The 18988-nt window shown below is 46.1% G+C and carries 18 protein-coding genes; 9 read left to right on the forward strand and 9 right to left on the reverse strand.

The window, feature by feature from the left end:
• Positions 1-116 precede the first annotated feature (116 nt).
• The 8 genes from CA600_RS31335 (at position 117) to nagA (ending at position 9275) form a co-directional block, all read left to right on the forward strand.
• Positions 117-284, forward strand: a complete 168-nt coding sequence (locus tag CA600_RS31335; RefSeq protein ID WP_179281690.1) for a hypothetical protein — start codon at positions 117-119, stop codon at positions 282-284.
• A 614-nt stretch (positions 285-898) separates the two neighbouring features.
• Complete coding sequence (gene efeO / locus CA600_RS21140; RefSeq protein ID WP_094872648.1) at positions 899-1798, forward strand: iron uptake system protein EfeO; 900 nt, start codon at positions 899-901, stop codon at positions 1796-1798.
• A gap of 5 nt (positions 1799-1803) precedes the next feature.
• Complete coding sequence (gene efeB, locus CA600_RS21145) at positions 1804-3135, forward strand: iron uptake transporter deferrochelatase/peroxidase subunit (protein WP_094872649.1); 1332 nt, start codon at positions 1804-1806, stop codon at positions 3133-3135.
• 56 nt (positions 3136-3191) lie between these two features.
• Positions 3192-4991, forward strand: a complete 1800-nt coding sequence (locus CA600_RS21150) for an FTR1 family iron permease (protein WP_094872651.1) — start codon at positions 3192-3194, stop codon at positions 4989-4991.
• Positions 4992-5279: 288 nt separating this feature from the next.
• Positions 5280-6257 (forward strand): LacI family DNA-binding transcriptional regulator, encoded by a 978-nt coding sequence (locus CA600_RS21155; protein ID WP_094872652.1) that lies wholly within the window; start codon positions 5280-5282, stop codon positions 6255-6257.
• A gap of 236 nt (positions 6258-6493) precedes the next feature.
• Entirely contained in the window at positions 6494-7372 is an 879-nt protein-coding gene (locus tag CA600_RS21160; RefSeq protein WP_094872654.1) for a MurR/RpiR family transcriptional regulator, read from the forward strand.
• Positions 7372-8100: a glucosamine-6-phosphate deaminase gene (nagB, locus tag CA600_RS21165; protein ID WP_094872656.1), complete on the forward strand. Its 729-nt coding sequence runs from the start codon at positions 7372-7374 to the stop codon at positions 8098-8100. The genes CA600_RS21160 and nagB overlap by 1 nt, the downstream gene beginning before the upstream one ends.
• Entirely contained in the window at positions 8088-9275 is a 1188-nt protein-coding gene (gene nagA / locus CA600_RS21170) for an N-acetylglucosamine-6-phosphate deacetylase (RefSeq protein WP_094872657.1), read from the forward strand. Before nagB ends, nagA begins: the two co-directional genes overlap by 13 nt.
• Before the next feature lie 87 nt (positions 9276-9362).
• Here the strand turns inward: nagA and CA600_RS21175 are convergent, their stop codons facing one another.
• Positions 9363-10478, reverse strand: coding sequence for a YhcN/YlaJ family sporulation lipoprotein (locus CA600_RS21175; RefSeq protein WP_094872659.1), 1116 nt, complete (start codon positions 10476-10478; stop codon positions 9363-9365).
• 202 nt (positions 10479-10680) lie between these two features.
• Here CA600_RS21175 and CA600_RS21180 point away from each other — a divergent pair, with 202 nt between their 5' ends.
• Positions 10681-11751 (forward strand): glycosyltransferase family 4 protein, encoded by a 1071-nt coding sequence (locus CA600_RS21180; RefSeq protein WP_094872661.1) that lies wholly within the window; start codon positions 10681-10683, stop codon positions 11749-11751.
• A 63-nt stretch (positions 11752-11814) separates the two neighbouring features.
• Here the strand turns inward: CA600_RS21180 and CA600_RS21185 are convergent, their stop codons facing one another.
• The 8 genes from CA600_RS21185 to wecB are packed head-to-tail and all read right to left on the reverse strand — an operon-like array spanning position 11815 to position 18788.
• On the reverse strand, positions 11815-12855 hold the full coding sequence (locus CA600_RS21185; RefSeq protein ID WP_094872662.1) for a glycosyltransferase family 4 protein: 1041 nt from the start codon (positions 12853-12855) through the stop codon (positions 11815-11817).
• Positions 12852-13574, reverse strand: a complete 723-nt coding sequence (locus tag CA600_RS21190; RefSeq protein ID WP_094872664.1) for a glycosyltransferase — start codon at positions 13572-13574, stop codon at positions 12852-12854. The genes CA600_RS21185 and CA600_RS21190 overlap by 4 nt, the downstream gene beginning before the upstream one ends.
• A 31-nt stretch (positions 13575-13605) precedes the next feature.
• Entirely contained in the window at positions 13606-14181 is a 576-nt protein-coding gene (locus CA600_RS21195) for a class I SAM-dependent methyltransferase (protein WP_076285980.1), read from the reverse strand.
• Between the two features lie 7 nt (positions 14182-14188).
• Positions 14189-14905: a glycosyltransferase gene (locus CA600_RS21200; RefSeq protein WP_094872666.1), complete on the reverse strand. Its 717-nt coding sequence runs from the start codon at positions 14903-14905 to the stop codon at positions 14189-14191.
• Positions 14902-15885, reverse strand: a complete 984-nt coding sequence (locus CA600_RS21205; RefSeq protein WP_094872667.1) for an NAD-dependent epimerase/dehydratase family protein — start codon at positions 15883-15885, stop codon at positions 14902-14904. Before CA600_RS21205 ends, CA600_RS21200 begins: the two co-directional genes overlap by 4 nt.
• Positions 15882-16721, reverse strand: coding sequence for a dTDP-4-dehydrorhamnose reductase family protein (locus CA600_RS21210; RefSeq protein ID WP_094872669.1), 840 nt, complete (start codon positions 16719-16721; stop codon positions 15882-15884). The genes CA600_RS21205 and CA600_RS21210 overlap by 4 nt, the downstream gene beginning before the upstream one ends.
• Entirely contained in the window at positions 16718-17704 is a 987-nt protein-coding gene (locus CA600_RS21215; RefSeq protein ID WP_042191479.1) for a polysaccharide biosynthesis protein, read from the reverse strand. The genes CA600_RS21210 and CA600_RS21215 overlap by 4 nt, the downstream gene beginning before the upstream one ends.
• The gene (gene wecB / locus CA600_RS21220) at positions 17694-18788 is read right to left on the reverse strand and encodes a non-hydrolyzing UDP-N-acetylglucosamine 2-epimerase (RefSeq protein ID WP_094872670.1); all 1095 of its coding nucleotides are present in this window, start codon (positions 18786-18788) and stop codon (positions 17694-17696) included. Before wecB ends, CA600_RS21215 begins: the two co-directional genes overlap by 11 nt.
• Between the last annotated feature and the right edge of the window lie 200 nt (positions 18789-18988).

Genomic DNA, 18988 nt, shown 5'->3' on the forward strand with positions numbered 1-18988 from the left:
ATTACACCGCTTTAGTGAGGACATTCACCCGCAAAACTTGAAATTCTCTTGGATAGAATCATCTCCTTACAGGGCAAACTACAACTTGTTGTTTCTTATTAAAAGGAGGTGTAAGTATGAGCAACTCGAAAAATAATCAACCTACTAAGGCAGAGGTACAAACTACGAAATTAAACAAATTGCCACTAGTCGGTAAATTCGAACCAGAATTTTCTGCTGAGGAAGCCGCAGAAGTATTCAAAAATCAACCCTCTACGGAACATGAATCCCATAATGAACAATAAAATAAAGACGACACAGAATGGGGCTGTCGAATAAGTAGCTTTTTCCTATAAATGAGACGGTCCGGTTAATTATAAAAACTGTAAGCAACACATAGCAGCGATTCATCCATTATTGGAGAATCGCTGTTTTGTGTTGTTGGTCGTTGACTGCCCGCTTCAACAGTATATTCATCATTTCCTTCAGAGGGTTACGGACCAGATGACGTTATTAGTATATTTTTCGCCTTTTGAGCTAGGTTTCGGACTCCAGTGCAGCTATTCCTCAGAAAGAGATCAATATTTGGTATTTTTCAGGACAATAGAGACTATGAGGTCCGATAGCGATCTAAATCTCGAAAAAGGCTGCGTTTGAGGGCCGCTGTGTCCGATAGCTGCTGCGTTCGCGCAAATAAATGATCAAATCAAACGAAGTGTTAACCTGCTAATTTCCGGATGTTATTAGATATATTTCTACAAACTCAACTCCCAGTCCCGGGAGTTTTTTTATCTTGCAAAATATAACTATGAAATACATCACATTTTTATATTGACAGTAAATGTATACGGACTTATGATAAGTCCAGCATAAATGATAACGATTATCATTCACATATAAAAAAGGGGTGCTTCATTCAATGAAATTCACATATGCCGTGCCTGCAGGTCTACTTGCAGCCTCCATACTATTTACCGGGTGTGCCAGTAACAACAATAACAGTAATAGCAACACTAGCAATAATAACTCTGCAAATGCTGCTGCTAACAGTACCAAGGCAACAAATACATCTGATACCACTACAGCAACTACTGCCGACTTTACATCAGCGGTTGAACAATATCGTACATACGTCATCGAGCAATGTGATGAATTTGTAAAGCAAACAGAAAATTTCACGAACGCAGTTAAAGAAGCAAAAATTGAGGATGCAAAGGCACTATATGCGCCAGCCCGCATGTATTATGAGCGAATTGAGCCGATTGCAGAAGCACTTGGTGATTTGGATCCGAATATTGATGCCCGCGAGAATGACGTAGATGCTGCTGAATGGCGCGGCTTCCATAAGCTTGAAAAGGCACTCTGGCAGGATAACACAACCAAAGATATGACCGAAGTTGCTGACCAATTATTGAAAGATGCCCAGCTTCTACGTGCAAAAGTAGAGACCGTAGAAATCGACGCCAATCTGCTCGTTACTGGTGCTGTAGAACTGCTTAATGAGGTTTCTTCTTCTAAAGTAACAGGTGAGGAAGAACGTTACTCCCACACAGATCTGTATGATTTCGTCGCTAATGTTGAAGGTGCCCAAAAGATATACGAGCTGTTAAAGCCAGAACTGGCGAAAAAAGATGCTGAGCTGGAAAAAACGATTGGTGAACGGTTTGCAGCTTTGCAAGCTGAGCTTGCTCCTTTCAAATCTGGAGATGGATATGTTTCCTATGAAGAGCTAAAGGAAGAAGATGTCCGTAAGTTGAGTCAGAATTTGGATGCATTGGCTGAGCCATTGTCCAACATGGGAACTATTCTAGGAGTGTGATCATCATGAATAAGCAAAATAGATCTACCGGTGTACCAGCGAATGCAGAAGGTGCCCCTCTCAATGAACAATCCAAGAGCAATCTTATATTAGATAAAAAACTAAGCCGCCGCGATATGCTGCGGCTTACTGGCGCCACTAGCCTTGGTCTATTATTAGGTGGTGGAGGTGTTGGTGGAGTTATGGCTGCACGCAATGCCGTAGCTGAGCCAACAGTAGCCTCCGATGTTGATTCCATTCCTTTTTACGGGAGTCATCAGGCCGGCATTCTAACCCCTGCGCAAAATTTTATTTACTTCGCAGCCTTTGATCTGACCACAACGAAGCTATCCGATGTAAAAAAGCTAATGCAAGCATGGACAACTGCCGCAGCTTCTCTTACTACTGGCAGCCTCATTGGAGACGTCAATGACAACCCTAATCTCCCCCCCTCCGATACAGGTGAAGTGGATGGTTTAAACCCTTCGCGCTGTACACTTACCTTTGGTGTCGGCCCTTCTTTTTTTGACAACAGATTTGGTTTATCTTCCAAGCGTCCAACCCTATTAGCCGATCTTCCAGCATTTACGGGAGACAGCCTGGATCCTAAGTGGTGTGGTGGAGATATTTGTGTCCAAGCATGTGCTGATGATCTGCAGGTGGCCTTCCATGCCATCCGAAATCTGGCACGTATCGCCCGTGGCACAGCCGTACTCCGCTGGACACAGGAAGGCTTCCAGCGCACAGGTACAGCTGATCCTAAAGGGACGACGCCTCGTAATCTTCTGGGTTTCAAAGATGGTACGGGTAATCCTGATACTACGAATGAAGCAGTAATGAACGAAGTGGTCTGGAACAATAGCAGTGACGGTCCTTCATGGTTGAGCGGCGGCACTTATATGGCAGTTCGCCGTGTACGTTTCCGAATTGAGGTCTGGGACCGTTCCTCTCTAAGCGATCAAGAAGCCACCTTCGGCCGTTATCGTCATAACGGAGCGCCTATCGGTGCAAAGGATGAATTCGATGATCTGAATCTTAAAGCCGCTGATGCTTCCGGGAAGCCTATTATCCCGCCGGATTCACACTCTGCCTTAGCACATGGTGACGGCACAGTTAAAATGCTGCGCCGCTCCTACTCCATTTCCAGCGGATTAGATGCCGCAACGGGTCAGCTCGATGCAGGATTATTATTCATTAGTTTTCAACGGGATTTAATGAAGCAATTTGTTGCGATCCAGCAGCGTCTCTCCAAGAGTGATCGGCTAAACGAATATATGACTCATACAGGCAGTGCGGTATTTGCCTGCTTCCCGGGTATTCGTAAAGGCGGCTACATCGGGGAAGCACTTTTAGGCTAAGTCAGCCTTTTTTCCAATCAAATTTTCCTGTCCATTATTGAAAGGGGATTATCCCGATGTACTCTCTTAATAAACGGCTGCTATCGAAGGCAGCCGGACTGATTCTGTTTAGCATCATATGTATACTGATGCTATCTAACCCGGCGGGGGCGGAGGGTGATGGCCCGGTCGACGAGCTGCTGCCGCCTGTCGGCAGCGCGCTCGTCGAAGCCGGCCAGAGCCGCTGGGACGCGGCCGCCGCCGATGTAGAAGCGTTCGCAGCGCTGTGGCGCACCGCGAACGCGAACACGCCGGACCCGGCACTTGCCGGTCCGGCTGCCGCCGTTGACGCCGCGCTTGCAGACGCGGCGGCGGCCCTTGCGGCGGGCGATGGTGCGCCCGCCAAAACGGCACTGTCCACGCTCGCAAGAAGCGTGGACGCGTATGTCACCGCCGCCACCGGCACGGACGGCGGTGACACCGGAGCCGCCGGCCAAGAGACGGCGGCGAAACTGTTGCCCGCGGCAGAGCGCACGCGGGATGCGGTGCGCAGCGCCGACTGGAACGCGGCAGCGGCAGCGTACCGCGACATCGTCAGCGGATGGAAGCCGGCAGAGCGCAACATCCGGGCCGATAATTCCGCCGTCTACAGCTTGCTGGAGACGAAGATTAGCCTGCTGCGCATCGCGCTGCAGGCAGAACCGCTCCGCGAGGAGTCGGCGAAATCAGAAGCCGAAGCCTTGTATCAGCTGCTTGCCGACTACAGTGAAGGCAAAGCAATAGATGCTGGAGATACTTCCGGTAAACCAGCATCTATTGAAGGATTGATCAGCCATCTCAACAAAGCTTCTTCCACTGCCAAAGCTGGAAACAGCGCAGAAGCAGCTAATATCATGGAGCAATTCATCGTAGATTGGCCTTCTGCTGAAGGACAAGTACAGATTGCATCTCCAGCGGTCTATACCAATATTGAGAACGAAAGTGCAGCAGTCACTGGCTACCTGCTCTCTAATCCACCTAAGCTAGATCAAGCCTTAAAGATCATGGATAATATGGTCACTGAGCTGACTCCTTTGGCTGGTGAGACAACCTATAACGCTTGGGATGCTGCGCTAATTCTTCTGCGTGAAGGACTGGAAGCGATCCTCGTATTGTCTGCCCTTCTTGCCTACCTGAAGCGTGATGGCAACACAAAAGCACAGAAATGGATTTGGTCTGGCGCAGCTGTAGGACTTGTAGCAAGTATCGCATTAGCCGTTATACTCACCTATACCATTTCCCGCGCAGCTTCTGGTGGAGCACGCGAGATGATTGAAGGCATCACAGGTCTTGTAGCCGTCATTATGATGCTTACCATTGGACGCTGGCTGCATAGTAAATCAAATACCGCAAATTGGAATAACTATGTTGGACGGCAAGTGGATGGAGCATTAGCAAAGGGCAATCTTTGGTCTTTGTCCTCCGTAGCAGCGCTTGCGATTTTACGTGAAGGAGCAGAAACCACCATTTTTTATGTAGGGATGGCCCCTTCCATTAAAGTGTCTCAATTGCTGCTAGGGATCGGTAGTGCTCTAGTGATTCTAGGAATTGTAGGTTACGCAGTTATTGCCTTAAGTGCGAAATTGCCGATTGCCGCCTTCTTCCGTACAGCTACACTTCTTATTTACTATTTAGTATTCCGCTTTCTTGGAGAGAGCATTCACTCCCTTCAAGTCGCAGGGAAACTACCCGCACATGTACAGGATGGGTTACCTTCTATTAGCTGGCTGGGGATGTATCCAACTTGGGAAACTTTAGTGCCTCAGCTGCTTGTCCTTGCATTTATTGTGTGGGAGATACTGCGCAATAGAGCACCAAAAGCGTCACAAACTGTATAGCTACAAAGAAAAACGGTTGTCATCTTTAACGATGATAACCGTTTTTTGTAGATTTTAAATGAAGCCGATCCTATTGCCTTTATATTAGAAATGAAACTAGATGATACCGGTCCGTCACGCCCGTTAGGTTACGCCGGTTTAGTCCGGTAATCTCTTGCAATTACAGTCTAATTTATGAAATGGATTCCATAGCAAGCTTTTTATTTGCGATGTAATTTACGGACGATATAATAGAATAAAAAGACTATATACAACACACAAGCATCAAAGGGAGGCTGTTGTTCTCGAATGGCTAATATAAAAGAAATCGCCCGTATGGCTGGTGTTTCCGTGACAACGGTCTCGCGAGTACTCAATAATCATCCTTATGTAAGTGAAGCCAAAAGAACCATTGTCCTAAATACCATTGAAAAATTAAACTACACGCGTAATATGAACGCCGTACATCTAATTACCGGCCGTACCCAAGCCATTGCGGTTATTATCCCTAACATCAACCTTTTTTATTTCTCTGTAATTATTGGAGGCTTAGCCCAAGAAGCGCTGCTAGCGCATTACCGACTCATTCTGTGCCAGACCAATTATCGTCATGAAGAAGAGCTCAAGGTACTGGAGATGCTGCGCAACAAAGAAATTGACGGCGTGGTAATTGTATCTACGAGAATGAGCTCAGAAGTCATTGAAGAATATACAGCATATGGCCCGATAGTCATCTGCCAAGATAGAGGCGAATGCCGCTTCTCTTCCGTGTATATTGAGCATTATTCTGCTTTTCGTTCCGGCCTGCAGTACTTGAGTGACAAGGGGTACCAACAGATCGGTTACTGTGAAGGCAGGCAGCACGGCAGCAGTAGTTCCATCCGGCAAATTGCCTTTAGTGACTTTCTAGCCGCTACCGGACAGCCTTTTCATGAAGAATGGATGATGTATGACTGTATGAATGAAGAGGATGGCGGTCGTGTATTGCACCAACTGCTAAAAATGAAGAAGCGACCCAATGCCCTGATTATATCAGGCGATCATGTGGCAGCCGGTCTGATCATCGAAGCGTGGAAGAACGGAATCCGTATTCCTGAGGATCTGGCGGTCATCGGATTTGACGACCAGCCGATCGGACGAACTTTAGGTCTCACCACCATAGATAACCAGTTACCTGAAATGGGTGTTACAGCTTTTCGGATCATCTATGATCAGATCCAAAATAATGATAGTCATCCTGTACACCGTAAGCTTGAGTATCGCATTATTGAACGTTCTACGGTATAGCTCGATTCAGTTATTGTTCAAAAACGGTCCACCTCGCAGTCTTCTGTGAGTGGGCCGTTTTTATTTAAATAGAAGAGAGACTAATAATTCTCGCATATTATCCTTATTGTATTCATTTTTACCCCTTGCATCCGGTTAGATTTTGTTTTATTCTGAATATGAAAATAATTTTCTTATTTCAATAAATATTTTTAAAAATAATTTTAAAAAGGTACATTAGAAGTCGAGGTGAATGGATGTCCCCAATTTTATATGCACTTGAGCATGAAAAGTCCAAGCTCTCCCAAATGGAGCGCAAGCTGGCGGAACGGATCCTGTCATCGCCAGGTGAAATCGTTCATATGGGCATCACAGAACTCGCAGAGCAATGCGGTATTAGTCCTGCTACTATCACACGTTTTTGTAAGGTTCTGCATTTTAAAGGCTTCCCAGATTTCAAAGTAAAGTTGGCGGCTGAAATTGCTCATAGCGATGCAGCGCCTCAGGATGGCGGTTCTTCTTATCAAGATATCGTTGCAGGTAATCCGCTTTCCGTTATTGTGGAAGCGATGCAAACGAACCACCTGACCTCCATTCGGGATACGACTTCACTCCTAGATCTGGAACGATTACAAGCAGCCGTTAATTTATTGTGCCAAGCAAGGCGAGTGGATCTTTACGGCATGGCAACTTCCTCCATTGTTGCACAGGATTTCTATCAGAAGCTGATCCGCATTGGCGTAAATTGCACCGCTTTCGCCGATTCCCATATGCAGATTACATCTGCCTCTTCGCTCTCTGAAGGCGATGTCGTATTCGCAGTATCGTATTCCGGGGAAACCCCAGAGACCATTGATGCTTTAACTTGTGCCAAAGCCAGCGGAGCAAGCACAATCGCTTTAACCTCTTACGGCAGCAGCCCCTTGGCAACTCTGGCTGATATTCCACTGTTCTCCTCTTCTCTGGAAAAAGGAATGCGCCGAGGAGATATGGCCTCACGAATTGCCCAGCTACACATCATTGATATTTTGTTTACTGGAATGGTCAGCACCCGTTTTGGGGATTTTATTCCTAGACTGGAGCAATCTTATTTGAATGTCCAACATTACCGAAACAAACGAGGAGGTCAATCTTAATGAATATTCTTAAGTTCAACAGTGATGAAGATTTTGTACAAACGGGTGCGAATCTAATTGCCAGCCTGCTTCAAAGCAATCCAAAAGCGGTGCTCGGTCTAGCGACCGGGAGTTCCCCAGTTGGTGTTTATGCCAAACTGGTTGAAATGCACCAAAAAGGACTTGTAAGCTTCTCGAAAGCTTCTTCCTTCAATCTTGATGAGTATGTCGGACTTCCTGTTGATCATCCGCAAAGCTATCGCAGTTTCATGAACGAGCAATTATTCAATCATATTGATATTGACCCAGGGCAGACACATATCCCTAACGGCAATGCTGCAGATATGGAAGCGGAGTGCCGCGCATACGACAAAATGCTGGAAGAGAACGGACCGGTTGACTTGCAGATCCTTGGGATTGGAAGCAACGGGCATATAGGTTTTAATGAACCAGATGCTAATCTGAGCAGCAAAACACATGTCGTTGATTTGCTTGAAGACACACTGGAAGCAAATGCCAGATTCTTCGACTCTTTGGACGATGTACCACGGCAAGCAGTCACTATGGGCATCGGCGACATTCTGAAAGCTCGCCAGATTCTATTGTTAGTACGTGGTGCCGGCAAAGCTGAAGCCATCCGGAATGCCGTTGAAGGTCCGATTACTACCCAGTGCCCTGCATCTTTACTGCAAAGCCATCCGAATGTAATTGTCCTTGTAGATGAAGGAGCAGGAAAATGGCTGAAATAAACGAAGCGCTAGGAAAATTACTGTTTGGTAAGGTGCTAACCCCCCAAGGATTAATTAAGCATGGCGTAATTGCAGTATCTGGTGAGCAGATTCATTATGCCGGCGAGGCAGCATGGCTTCCAGAGATTTACGCTCACTGGCCTGCTAGTGGTCAAGCTTCGGAAGACCTGCTTATCCCTGGATTTGTGGATGTGCATGTACATGGTGGAGCTGGCCACGACTTTATGTATAGTGATGCTGAATCTTTAAATACCATCACTAAATTTCACAGCTCCCAGGGAACAACTACCATGCTGGCTACAACTATGACTGCCTCTAAGCCAGCCATTGACCAAGTCTTTGCTGAAATAAACGCATATCGCGCCACTGAGATGCCATACACACAAATCGTGGGCATGCATTTGGAAGGACCGTTCATCAGCCCGAAATGGTCTGGAGCTCAGAATCCTGAGCATATTGTTCTGGCTAATATTGAGTGGCTGGAACAATGGGAGAATGATTATCCAGGCATGATCCGGCAAGTCACATTGGCTCCGGAACGTGAAGGTGCACTAGAAGCTATCCTCTGGCTACGTAAGCATGGTATTACCGCGGCTCTTGGTCACACCGATGCTTCCTTTGAAGAGGTTATAGCTGCGGCAGATGCCGGATTAAATCAAGCCGTGCATATGTTTAATGCAATGACACCACTACATCACCGCAAGCCTGGAGCTGCTGGTGCTGTACTATTCGATAAACGCATACGTGCGGAGATCATCGCCGATGGCATACATGTTCATCCTGCAGCGATTTCTCTAGTGGCTAATCTAAAAAAAGATAACAATTTGTTATTGATTACAGACGCCATGTCTGCAACAGGTCTAAGTGATGGTGAATATACAATCGGTGATTTACCTGTGCTAGTTCAAGATGGCATCGCAACACTTAAAGATAACCCTGCCGCTTTGGCGGGTAGTACACTTACCATGATTCGTGGCTTCCGTTATCTCATACAGGAAGTAGGGCTCAGCCTAGAAGAGGCCTCCCATGCTGCAAGCCTTACTCCGGCGATATCCATTGGAATGGAGCGTTCCATCGGTACCTTGGAAGCCGGAAAACGCGGTGATATCCTGCGTCTTGACGCTGAATTGAATTTGCGAGGCGTATGGATTGGCGGTCGCCCAATTACCATTTAATAAGGTGGCTATATAATAAAAAAGCAACAATTCTCGCCACAAAGGAGAGGACTGTTGCTTTTTTTGTTTATAAAATCGAACTATTGATTAATAATTACGCGTTGGGAAAATTCGCTCAACCATCGTTCGGAATTCATCCACAAAGCCCTTGATCGGATGACCCGCACGGGCCTCTTCTGCATAAACGTTAACACGCTCTACAAAGTCTGGGTTTGCTGATACATATACATCCTTAATTGTTGCATCATGTTTTTTAACTTCAGCAGCGATTTTCGCTTTAATTTCTTTAGTAACCGTATCTGTTTCTTTCATATTCATCGTGTTATTTGTATTGTTCATGTGAGTCGAATGAGTACCGTTCATGTGAGTTGAATTACTTCTATAATTCGTACCATGAGTACTATTGGTGTAGTTTGGAGTGGTACTGCGAATACCCATTCCAGTCCCCAAACCATCTGTCATCCCTGATCCGGTTCCGGTTCCGCTAGAATTTCTAGTTCCCATGCCCATTCCATTACCAATGCCCATTCCCATATTGACATCACGTTTCGAACCGTTGCTATTCAGCAGAGGTCCATTATTATAAGTATGGGTTCTGGTCCCCGTTGTCCCAGTACCTGTACCTGTTCCCAGACTTCCCATTCCGGTTGTTCCATTTCTGTGAGTACCCATGCCAAGTGTTGCAGGTCCAGTGCTTGTTGTACCAGGGACTGTATTCACAGTGCCTCTCAGAGCTCCGTTCGTTCCATTCGTTACGGCCCCTGTATCATTCATTCCATCGTGCCCTATTTTCACTCTTCCTGTACCCGACATTACTCCAGTCGGTCCATAATTGTGTGGAACTGTAGATGATTTGGCTCGATACGATGTAGTACCTTTGGCCCGAAGACCAGTAGTTGTATCATGTAACGTTACGGCGACATACGCATTTTTACCTGCAAGCATTACGTTCGCTGTACGAACTTCAGGCATAGCAGCAATACGATCAGCAAGCTCCTGACTGACCTCCATTTTAGTAATATTATGCGTACCCATTGTTCCTCCGCGTACGGAGTTTACACCGATACGTCCGTCATTTACCCCACGGACACTATTAGTTTGCACATTAGTCTTTTCTGCCGTGTTCGTCCCACACCCTGTAATACTCACCAAGCCTAGAAGTAATGCGGCTGAGACTGACATGCTGATCTTGGATCGCATCATGAATTCATCCTCCATCTCTATTGTTGTATGTGTGCAGCGTAACAGTCGTTAGCATGACCTTCCGAAGAACAAGCTATCCTGAAAGGATTTGGAACTATGTCTGTTTACCGTCACCTGCGAATGCACATCGGCGTATCTTATAAACAGTAAGCCGTATTTCAACGAAGTCGGTATTGCTCCGCAAAAGTCAGGAGGCACGTGCATGAAAGTTTTATTCACGTTTTATATACCGAGTGGCGGGGTGGAAACTTTAAATAAGCTGCGGTGCGAGAGTCTCCAGCGGAATGGGATCGAATGTCATGTTTTATATCTAATGCCTGGTTCAGGAAGCCAGAATAAGGCTAACTTTCCGGTCTTCATTTCCTCTTTAGATGAGGAGATTAAAGAAGTTCTTGAGACACATAACTATGATGCCATTATTGTTACATCCGATTATTTATTGCTTAAGCGTCTGCGCGAGCTCGGTTATGGCGGTATTTTGATATACGAATCTCAAGGACTTGGAAAACGGAGTCATGCGGAAGATCTAATCAAAGACGCTATCCCTTATTTCCGCTCCTACTGTAACGCAGTCTTAATCCCACCAACGGATCATTTACTGGAGCTGTTTATTGAAATCTGTCCATGGCTACATCGGTATGTCATTCCCAATATTGTTGATGTTCAGTCCTTTCAGCATATCCCTGCCGATCCTCCGGCTGATCCGGTCATCGCTTGGGTCGGGCGTCTGGAAAGCAACAAAAATTGGCGGGAGTATTTGAAAATTGCCCATCAAATTCGCCTTCACAAACCAAACCTTCATCTATGGATGTTTCATGATCCTGAATTAGCCACAGAGGATCAAAAGCAGCTCTTCCAAGAAGAATTGCATAGGTTAGGTCTGAACGACCGTCTAAGTACCTTTACCAACATCCCTAACCATGTGATGCCCATTTATTATTCCTCCATAGCTAATTCTGGAGGGTTCCTGTTATCCACTTCTGTTACAGAGGGATTTGGATATGCCGTTGCGGAAGCCATTTGCTGTACTTGTCCCGTGCTTAGCACGGATTCCGACGGCGTTAGATCTTTTATTGTGCATAATATTTCAGGTAAATTTTATCCTCTTGGCAACATACAAACGGCCGTCAATGAAGGACTAGAGCTAATGAACAATATATCACTGCGAAATGCACTCCGTCAGCAAGGAAGAAATTATATGGTTTCACGTTACGGTACGGAAAAATATGCGCAGTCTTTTCGTGAAATGATGAACTCCTTTGCCATCTTTTAACTGCAAAAGAACCTTCAAACCACTTTATGTGGATTTGAAGGTTCTTTATAATTTTGGGACATACTAAGATGGATTTCTTGATACAATTTCAAATAACATATTTTGAAATATTCGTGTACTTTTTTCCCAAGTGAACTCCTGTGAAACCTCTTCCCCCTTACGAGCCAATCGTTGACGTAAAGACGGATCTCTGATTAAGGTTATAATGTCATCTGCAAGCCGATTCTCAAATCGGTAGGACATTAAGCAGTTATGACCATGTGTACAATATTCCTTATTCCCGCCGGCGTAAACCGTAACGAGCGCTGCACCACAACGCATAGCCTCGATCCCTGGTAACGAACCTGTATCATACGTGCTCGAACTTACAAAAATATCGCTCTCACTATAGTGGAAACAGAGTTCTGTATCATTCGCTGGAGTTCTTATTTGGTAACGTTCGTCGTTCACTAGGGCTTGTAGTGTTGTAGATTCCGCTTGTTCTCCGGGAGGAGAAATTAAATATATTTCGACCTCAGGATGGTAGGCTTTAACCTTGTTTAATTGCTGAAGTAAATAATCCTGCTCACGGTGAGCTGAGAATCCACCCTCTGGTTTTCGCATAATCGCAGAAATTACCAGCCTTTTATTACGATCACGGATTTTCGTATTTTTAAAAACAGGACCTACTCCGATCGGCACGATTCTCCCTTTAATCCCATGGTTCATCTGGACAATTCCTTGTTGCCAGTGTGATAGAACGAGTAGGTTAGGTGCAATATTATACGATGAAAAAGAACGGCTATTGTCAGGTAAAAAGGTAGGCTCATAACAAAGCGCCAATCGAACATGAATACCTTTCCCCTCTTCACTTGCCTGCTGTGATACCTCGACTGTGGTATAGAAGTTGGAGATAATCACATCTCCTGCAGGAAAATCGCTTGCTGCCAGTTCTCCTTCTTTTGCATAGATCAGTTTACATTTCATCTCGTATTCTACGACACCATCGCTGGGTAAGAGGATCGTCACTTCATGACCCATTTCTGTCAGACGATTAGCCAGCTCCGTGAGCATACGCTGCGCCCCGCCTCTAGTTAGAGTTAGAACAGGAAATATTAATTTCATTTCCCTCTCTCCTTTTGCAACAAGCGTGATAGAACCCGGCGATGTCTTGCTTGTACCTGCTCAATCTCCTTTTTCTGCTCCTCTTTGTGAATCACTGAGCCCATTTCATTATGAACTCGGTAATCAAGCAGCGGTTCCTCTATATAAGACCATGAATAATACGGCAAAATACGCAACCATAGATCATAATCTTGTGTATACAACAATTTCTCATTAAATTTCCCAACTGCACAGAAGATCCCCATATGGAGAAGAACAGTACTTCCATTTACCGGGCAGCCCAACATCATAGTCTCAATAAAATGGGCCCTGCTGTTAAAAATCATACTTATCGTCTCGGAAATCCGCTCACCCTGCTCGTTTATATAATAATAGGCAGTATAATTAAACAAAGTCCCTGTGCTCTTGAGCATTTGCATCTGGTGTTTGATTTTATTCGGATGAAATAGATCGTCAGCACTTAGCCAAGCAAAATAAGTTCCAGTAGCCACTTCTATCCCTTTGTTTAGTGCGGAGGCGGTTCCTCCATTGCTTTTTCGTATATAACTAATCTTATCTCTGAAGGGCTCAAGCTTCTCCATCCAAAGCGTAGATCCATCATCGATTACAATGATCTCTATGTTCGAATAACTTTGTTCCAAGACGCTTTGGATGGCGAGATCCACATATGGACAGTTATAAAAAGGAATGATCACCGACACTTTAGGTTCTTCACTCATGCGCTCACCTCCTTCACCTGAAGCTCGCTCTTTATACTGTTTTACAAGCTAATAAGGCATCTACCGGAGCATGGCCTTCACCATACGCCTCACGAAACGATGGATTTTGAGCATGATGAAAGCCTTTAAGTACAGTTACAGCATACCCCAGCTCCATAAAGTCCTCCGGCTCCCATCCGCTCCGATGCTTTTGATAATGTTCTCCTTGCAAGTGATAATGGTCCGTTCCCTCCTGCGGAAAAAAACCCCGAGGTGTAAACACGACTACACGATTATAGGCGATTCTCTCGGCCATCCCGAGTAATCTCTGTCCTTCCTTCCTTTCAAAGTGTTCTATGGAATCGATAAAAGTGACTGCCGAGAACGTCTTAGGAAGAAATAATTTATCCATATGACTAGCATCCCCATGCACTGGAATGATGTGAGGTGATTTATATTCACGATGCAGCAGGTAAGGTCTGTGAATTTCTAGTCCCAGGACAACTGCGGCTTCATACCGTTCAAGCAGGGTACCGGTGCCGCTGCCGATATCCAGTATACTCTCACAGAATTTCAACTGCTCCAATAAGATTGGTAGAAAGTCATTCACTTCAATTTCCCGGTACATAACCTTCTTACCCCCCCATAGAAGAGATCAAGTGTTGGAGCGGATCCTTGTAGCGAGCGTTGGTTGCAGCTGCTTCTGCCATAATGACATCATAATACTTAAGCGTCCCCATCCCTTCATGATTACGGTAAGCGGTGAGTGACTGATTCAGCATCACAGGTGCATACCCGTTCAGAATCGCGCGATACCATAAATCATAGTCATGTGTATAGGGAAGTGATTCATTAAAAAAACCAATTGCTCCAAACACCTCTCGTTTGAACATGACCGTGCAGCCATTAATAGGGTTCCCCTGTAAAAAACAACGTAAATAATCGAGATGACTAGGAAACAATAGCGATGCGTTCATCTGAAGTAGTTGAGATTGAGCATTAATAAAATTGAAGTTGGTATAGGAGATGAACAGGTTGTTCTGCTCCATGAACAGCACCTGATTATTGATTTTATCTCGATAGAATAAGTCATCTGAGCTGAGCCAGGCCACATAGTCTCCGGTTGCATGCAAAATACCGTGATTCAGTGCGGAGGCAGTCCCTCCGTTACTTTTTCCCAAATAATGAATTCGTGGAAAATACGGTCTAATCAGATCTGCATGAACTGTCGAGCCGTCATCGACGACGATGATCTCGTAAGGCTCCCAAGACTGTGAAAGCACACTTTGCAAGGCATGTTCTATATAAGGGCAGTTATAAAAAGGAATCACTACCGATACTTTCGGCCTCATAACATCCGTCCTTCCCAGTTCACGCGGCAATAGTCCAGAATATCTGTTAAGGACTGACTAAACTCAATTCCCGGCTTCCAGCCCAGTGAAGATACATTTTCTTCAGGTGTTGCAAAGGCATCTGAAGTTATTAGTTTATCCCCTGCCACTCCGTTAACCGCAATAGAGAGCGCAGCTTGCGCTGGTCCCCAGTCCATCGGAATTGAAGCACTGGAGCGGCTTATCAGCTGCTCCGCAATATCCCCAAGTTGCCGCTGTGTCCCTGAGTCAATTTGATATATGGTTCCATTAGTACCTTCGCGCAATATAAAATCATAAGCTCTTACAGCATCGCGTACATCCAAAAAATCACGTAATGCATAACGAGATGAAAGTTTAAAGGGAGGTATTCCTTCGCCTGCATGTACTTCACTACGAACAATATGCTGTGCCAATAAAGAGCAGAAACCAGTAGAAGGACCGGGACCGATTAGGTTACAGGGCTCAGCCAGCAGAACAGGCTGTTTAAACAGCGTCCCCCAAGCCAGAGACACCAGCTCTTCTATTGTTTTGCTAAGGCTATATGGGTGTGGGGGTCCTGCCACCACACCCGGTTTGAATTTAAGCCGTGAGCCTGCTACAAGAATTCGACTGGCAGGTAGACTTCGCATGGCTTCGAGCAAATACAACGTAGCCATCACATTCGTCTCCATAAAGAGCAAAGGGTTACGCCAAGACTCGGGCACCGAGTTGTTTCCTGCCAAATGAAGAACAGCCTCCGGCGTAGTTTCCTTGATCATCTCAGCTACGGCCTTCCGATTGCTTAAATCACAGTAATAAACCTTCACTCCTTCTGGAAACAAGGCGGAAGCCAGGGCACCCGCTGTCGATGGCGGACGCACCACAGCGGTAACCTCAGCACCTCCTGCCAAGAACAAATGAACGGCATGTCGACCGGTGAATCCAGCAGCCCCCGTAATCAGTAGTTTTTGACCTTTCATGGGGACATCTCTGACTGTTTCATCCAGTCAGCCAGCTCTTGCAGCATCAATGGGTACGAAGGCAACGGCAAATTAACATCCGTTCTTGTATTCACTAATGTTCGATCTTGAACATGTTCATCCTCAGGGATGATTTCCACATCCTCTTTATGAAAAGCAGCCTGAATATGCTGAAGCAGCTCATACTTACTCACCGGCTTCGGATGCGCTAAATGGATCAGCCCCGATACCGTGGAGTCCAGCAGCTTATCCATTGTCTTAGCTAATTGGAGTGTAGTGACTCCGTTCCACATCACCCTGCGGTATCCTGACACTTGACCACGCTGTGCCAGAAACCAATCCATCAAACCAATGCCGTCCGGGCGGATTTCCGGACCAATAATCGAAGTGCGGATCGTAAGATGTCCAGGTTGCCGCACCTCACCAAGACTTTTCGAAATCGCATAAGCAGAAGTTCCATCAGGAACATCCTCTTCTGTGTACCCCCCGCGTGTTCCTTCAAACACGCAGTCGGTACTGATATGAATAAGTCTTGCATGCACAACTTCCGCCATCCGCCACAAGTGATGAGGAAGAAAGCCATTCACGTGGTAAGCGCCAATTTTGTCACGTTCTGCGAATTGATTGAGTACCCCCATCGCATTAATGATGCAATGAGGGGAGACGATATGGACCAGCTTCTCTACTCCGGCTATATCGTTCGCATCTACATACAGCCCGCCAAGATCGCTCTTATCCCGGGTTGTATGGAAGACGTGATGCTTGCCCTGGCGGCGGAAATAATCCGCCAGCATATGCCCCGCCATACCGTTTCCACCAAGGATAAGCAGCTTCATTGCAGGAACCCTCCTCGAATCAAGATGCTTTTGATCTCTTCCTGATCCATTAGATTCGTCTCGGAGCTGAAGCTATTAAAAGAGACATGAGGATAAGCGCTATAATGTGCCTTTAACTCTGGCATGTTCAGTGTAGGGAGGATCACTAGATACTGTTCATCGTAGACAACGGTTGTTAAGCTTTCGAAATCGCTCATTAGAATCTCGTGTATTTTCTCCCCCGGACGAATTCCGGTCTCAATAATACTTACATTCGGCTCTCCTGAGGCCTCGATTAATACCTCAGCCAGGTCGATAATCCGGCAGGTAGGCATCGTCATGACAAAGATTTCTCCACCTAAGCTAACCTCAGAAGCTTTAAATAACAACGTAATCGCATCGCGCAGGGTAAAAAAGAAGCGGGTCATTTTCATATCGGTAATACGTACCTGTCCCTTGTCCTTGATCTGCTTCATGAACAAATGTACTACGCTGCCGTTCGTTCCGAGCACATTCCCTCCACGTACGGTTACAAAGCGGGTGTTTGAGCCAATTAGATTGGCATAGACGAACAATTTTTCCCCAATCGCTTTGGTCATTCCATAGAAGTTCGACGGGTTTGCAGCCTTATCCGTAGAAATGTAGATGGCTTTCTCAACGCCATTCACAATGGCTGCTTCGATCACATTCTGAGTGCCTACAACATTGGTTTTGAGCGCTTCATAGGGCTGATCTTCACAGACCGGAACATGTTTGAGCGCCGCCAAATGGAAGATATAATCAACGCCGCGGCAGGCGGCGATCAGCGCATCCTTGTCACGGATATCGCCAATGATAAAGCTGAGACGTTGATCCTCGAACTCCCGGCTCATCGCCACCTGAGCGGACTCACTGCGGGAGAATACGATGATTTCCTTAGGATTTTGCGGCAGAAGTTGCCTAATCAGCTCATGCCCCCAGGAACCGGTGCCGCCTGTGACCACAATCCGTTTATTATTGAACATGCAGGTTCCCTCCAAGCAAAAATTTAACTACCTTTACCGAAACATCCGGAGTCAAGTACCCTTCCGGAGCTTCCCAATCCCGACGAAGTGCCGTCATCAGCTTGACGCTACGTAGAATACTTTTCTGGTCTACACCTGATACCACATTACTTCCGCAATCCACCGTTTCTGGACGCTCCGTTGTTCTGCGAATCGTAACGGTTGGTACTTTCATCAAGCAGCATTCCTCCTGAACAGTCCCACTATCGGTAATGGCACATAAGGCATGCTGTTCCAAATAAACAAAATCAAAAAATCCGAAGGGCTCATGAAATTCAACGAGAGGATTCATTGGAAGAGAAAATTGCTCGGTTAGTTTGGAGCGAGTGCGAGGATGAATGCTGCATATTAAACGAATTCCAAAATGCTCAGCCACTGCGTTAAGACCTGACATAATTTGTACAAGGGACTCTGGATCATCTACATTCTCTGCACGATGTGCTGTGACTAGGAAATACTGCCCTGAGGTAAGATTCAGCTGCTCCAGAATGCTGCTGGCCTGGATTTTTGCTCCAAAATGAGTCATGACCTCATGAATCGGATTTCCTGTTAACACAATACGTCTGCTTGGGAAGCCTTCGCTGATTAGATGTCTTTTGCTCTGCTGTGTATATGGCATATTAATGGTCGAAACGGCATCTATGACACGGCGGTTTTTCTCTTCGGGCACTTTTAGGTCATAGCAGCGGTTGCCTGCCTCCATATGCACCACCGGAATACCCATTCGTTCCGCCAAAATCGCGCATAACGCGCTATTCGTATCCCCCAGAAGCAAGACACGGTCTGGCTGTTCTTTCTGTAAAATGCTCTCTAGCCCTCCGAACATGGCGGCAAGCTGGCCGCCGAGTCCTGCTTGCTTATCCTGCAGCACATAATCCGGTGCCCGCAGTCCCAGCTCTGCAAAGAAAATGCCGCTGAGACTGGCGGTGAAGTTCTGGCCGGTATGCACCAGGATGTGCCGCTCAGCATGTTCGTCGAGAAGCGGAATGATAACACTGAGGCGGATGATTTCAGGCCTCGTGCCTAAAATCGTCATGATCTTCATGAGTTCACTCCCCTGCCTGTTTGATGATGGTCTGGCTTGACTCAGTCGGGTGGACTGAGCGGTTAAAGGGATGGGGCATTCTACGGCAATTATGCCGTTAATTGCCCGTTTCCGGCTGGATGAGACACTTTCTGGGGCAGTTATGCCCCTCTTTTCACTCATTTGGCTGGATGAACGGGATTTTTACCGTTCTTTGCACA

This window comes from Paenibacillus sp. VTT E-133280 (assembly GCF_002264385.1).
Classification (GTDB): domain Bacteria; phylum Bacillota; class Bacilli; order Paenibacillales; family Paenibacillaceae; genus Paenibacillus_AQ; species Paenibacillus_AQ nitricinens.

Excerpts from the sequence above, each read along its gene's own strand:
- CA600_RS21155 (WP_094872652.1), top strand. The coding sequence starts at position 5,280 with ATGGCTAATATAAAAGAAATCGCCCGTATGGCTGGTGTTTCCGTGACA.
- CA600_RS21200 (WP_094872666.1), bottom strand. The coding sequence starts at position 14,905 with ATGAGGCCGAAAGTATCGGTAGTGATTCCTTTTTATAACTGCCCTTAT.
- CA600_RS21175 (WP_094872659.1), bottom strand. The coding sequence starts at position 10,478 with ATGATGCGATCCAAGATCAGCATGTCAGTCTCAGCCGCATTACTTCTA.
- nagB (WP_094872656.1), top strand. The coding sequence starts at position 7,372 with ATGAATATTCTTAAGTTCAACAGTGATGAAGATTTTGTACAAACGGGT.
- CA600_RS21195 (WP_076285980.1), bottom strand. The coding sequence starts at position 14,181 with ATGTACCGGGAAATTGAAGTGAATGACTTTCTACCAATCTTATTGGAG.
- CA600_RS21180 (WP_094872661.1), top strand. The coding sequence starts at position 10,681 with ATGAAAGTTTTATTCACGTTTTATATACCGAGTGGCGGGGTGGAAACT.
- CA600_RS21205 (WP_094872667.1), bottom strand. The coding sequence starts at position 15,885 with ATGAAAGGTCAAAAACTACTGATTACGGGGGCTGCTGGATTCACCGGT.
- CA600_RS21150 (WP_094872651.1), top strand. The coding sequence starts at position 3,192 with ATGTACTCTCTTAATAAACGGCTGCTATCGAAGGCAGCCGGACTGATT.
- wecB (WP_094872670.1), bottom strand. The coding sequence starts at position 18,788 with ATGAAGATCATGACGATTTTAGGCACGAGGCCTGAAATCATCCGCCTC.
- CA600_RS21160 (WP_094872654.1), top strand. The coding sequence starts at position 6,494 with ATGTCCCCAATTTTATATGCACTTGAGCATGAAAAGTCCAAGCTCTCC.
- CA600_RS21185 (WP_094872662.1), bottom strand. The coding sequence starts at position 12,855 with ATGAAATTAATATTTCCTGTTCTAACTCTAACTAGAGGCGGGGCGCAG.
- CA600_RS21215 (WP_042191479.1), bottom strand. The coding sequence starts at position 17,704 with ATGTTCAATAATAAACGGATTGTGGTCACAGGCGGCACCGGTTCCTGG.
- efeB (WP_094872649.1), top strand. The coding sequence starts at position 1,804 with ATGAATAAGCAAAATAGATCTACCGGTGTACCAGCGAATGCAGAAGGT.
- CA600_RS31335 (WP_179281690.1), top strand. The coding sequence starts at position 117 with ATGAGCAACTCGAAAAATAATCAACCTACTAAGGCAGAGGTACAAACT.
- nagA (WP_094872657.1), top strand. The coding sequence starts at position 8,088 with ATGGCTGAAATAAACGAAGCGCTAGGAAAATTACTGTTTGGTAAGGTG.
- efeO (WP_094872648.1), top strand. The coding sequence starts at position 899 with ATGAAATTCACATATGCCGTGCCTGCAGGTCTACTTGCAGCCTCCATA.
- CA600_RS21190 (WP_094872664.1), bottom strand. The coding sequence starts at position 13,574 with ATGAGTGAAGAACCTAAAGTGTCGGTGATCATTCCTTTTTATAACTGT.
- CA600_RS21210 (WP_094872669.1), bottom strand. The coding sequence starts at position 16,721 with ATGAAGCTGCTTATCCTTGGTGGAAACGGTATGGCGGGGCATATGCTG.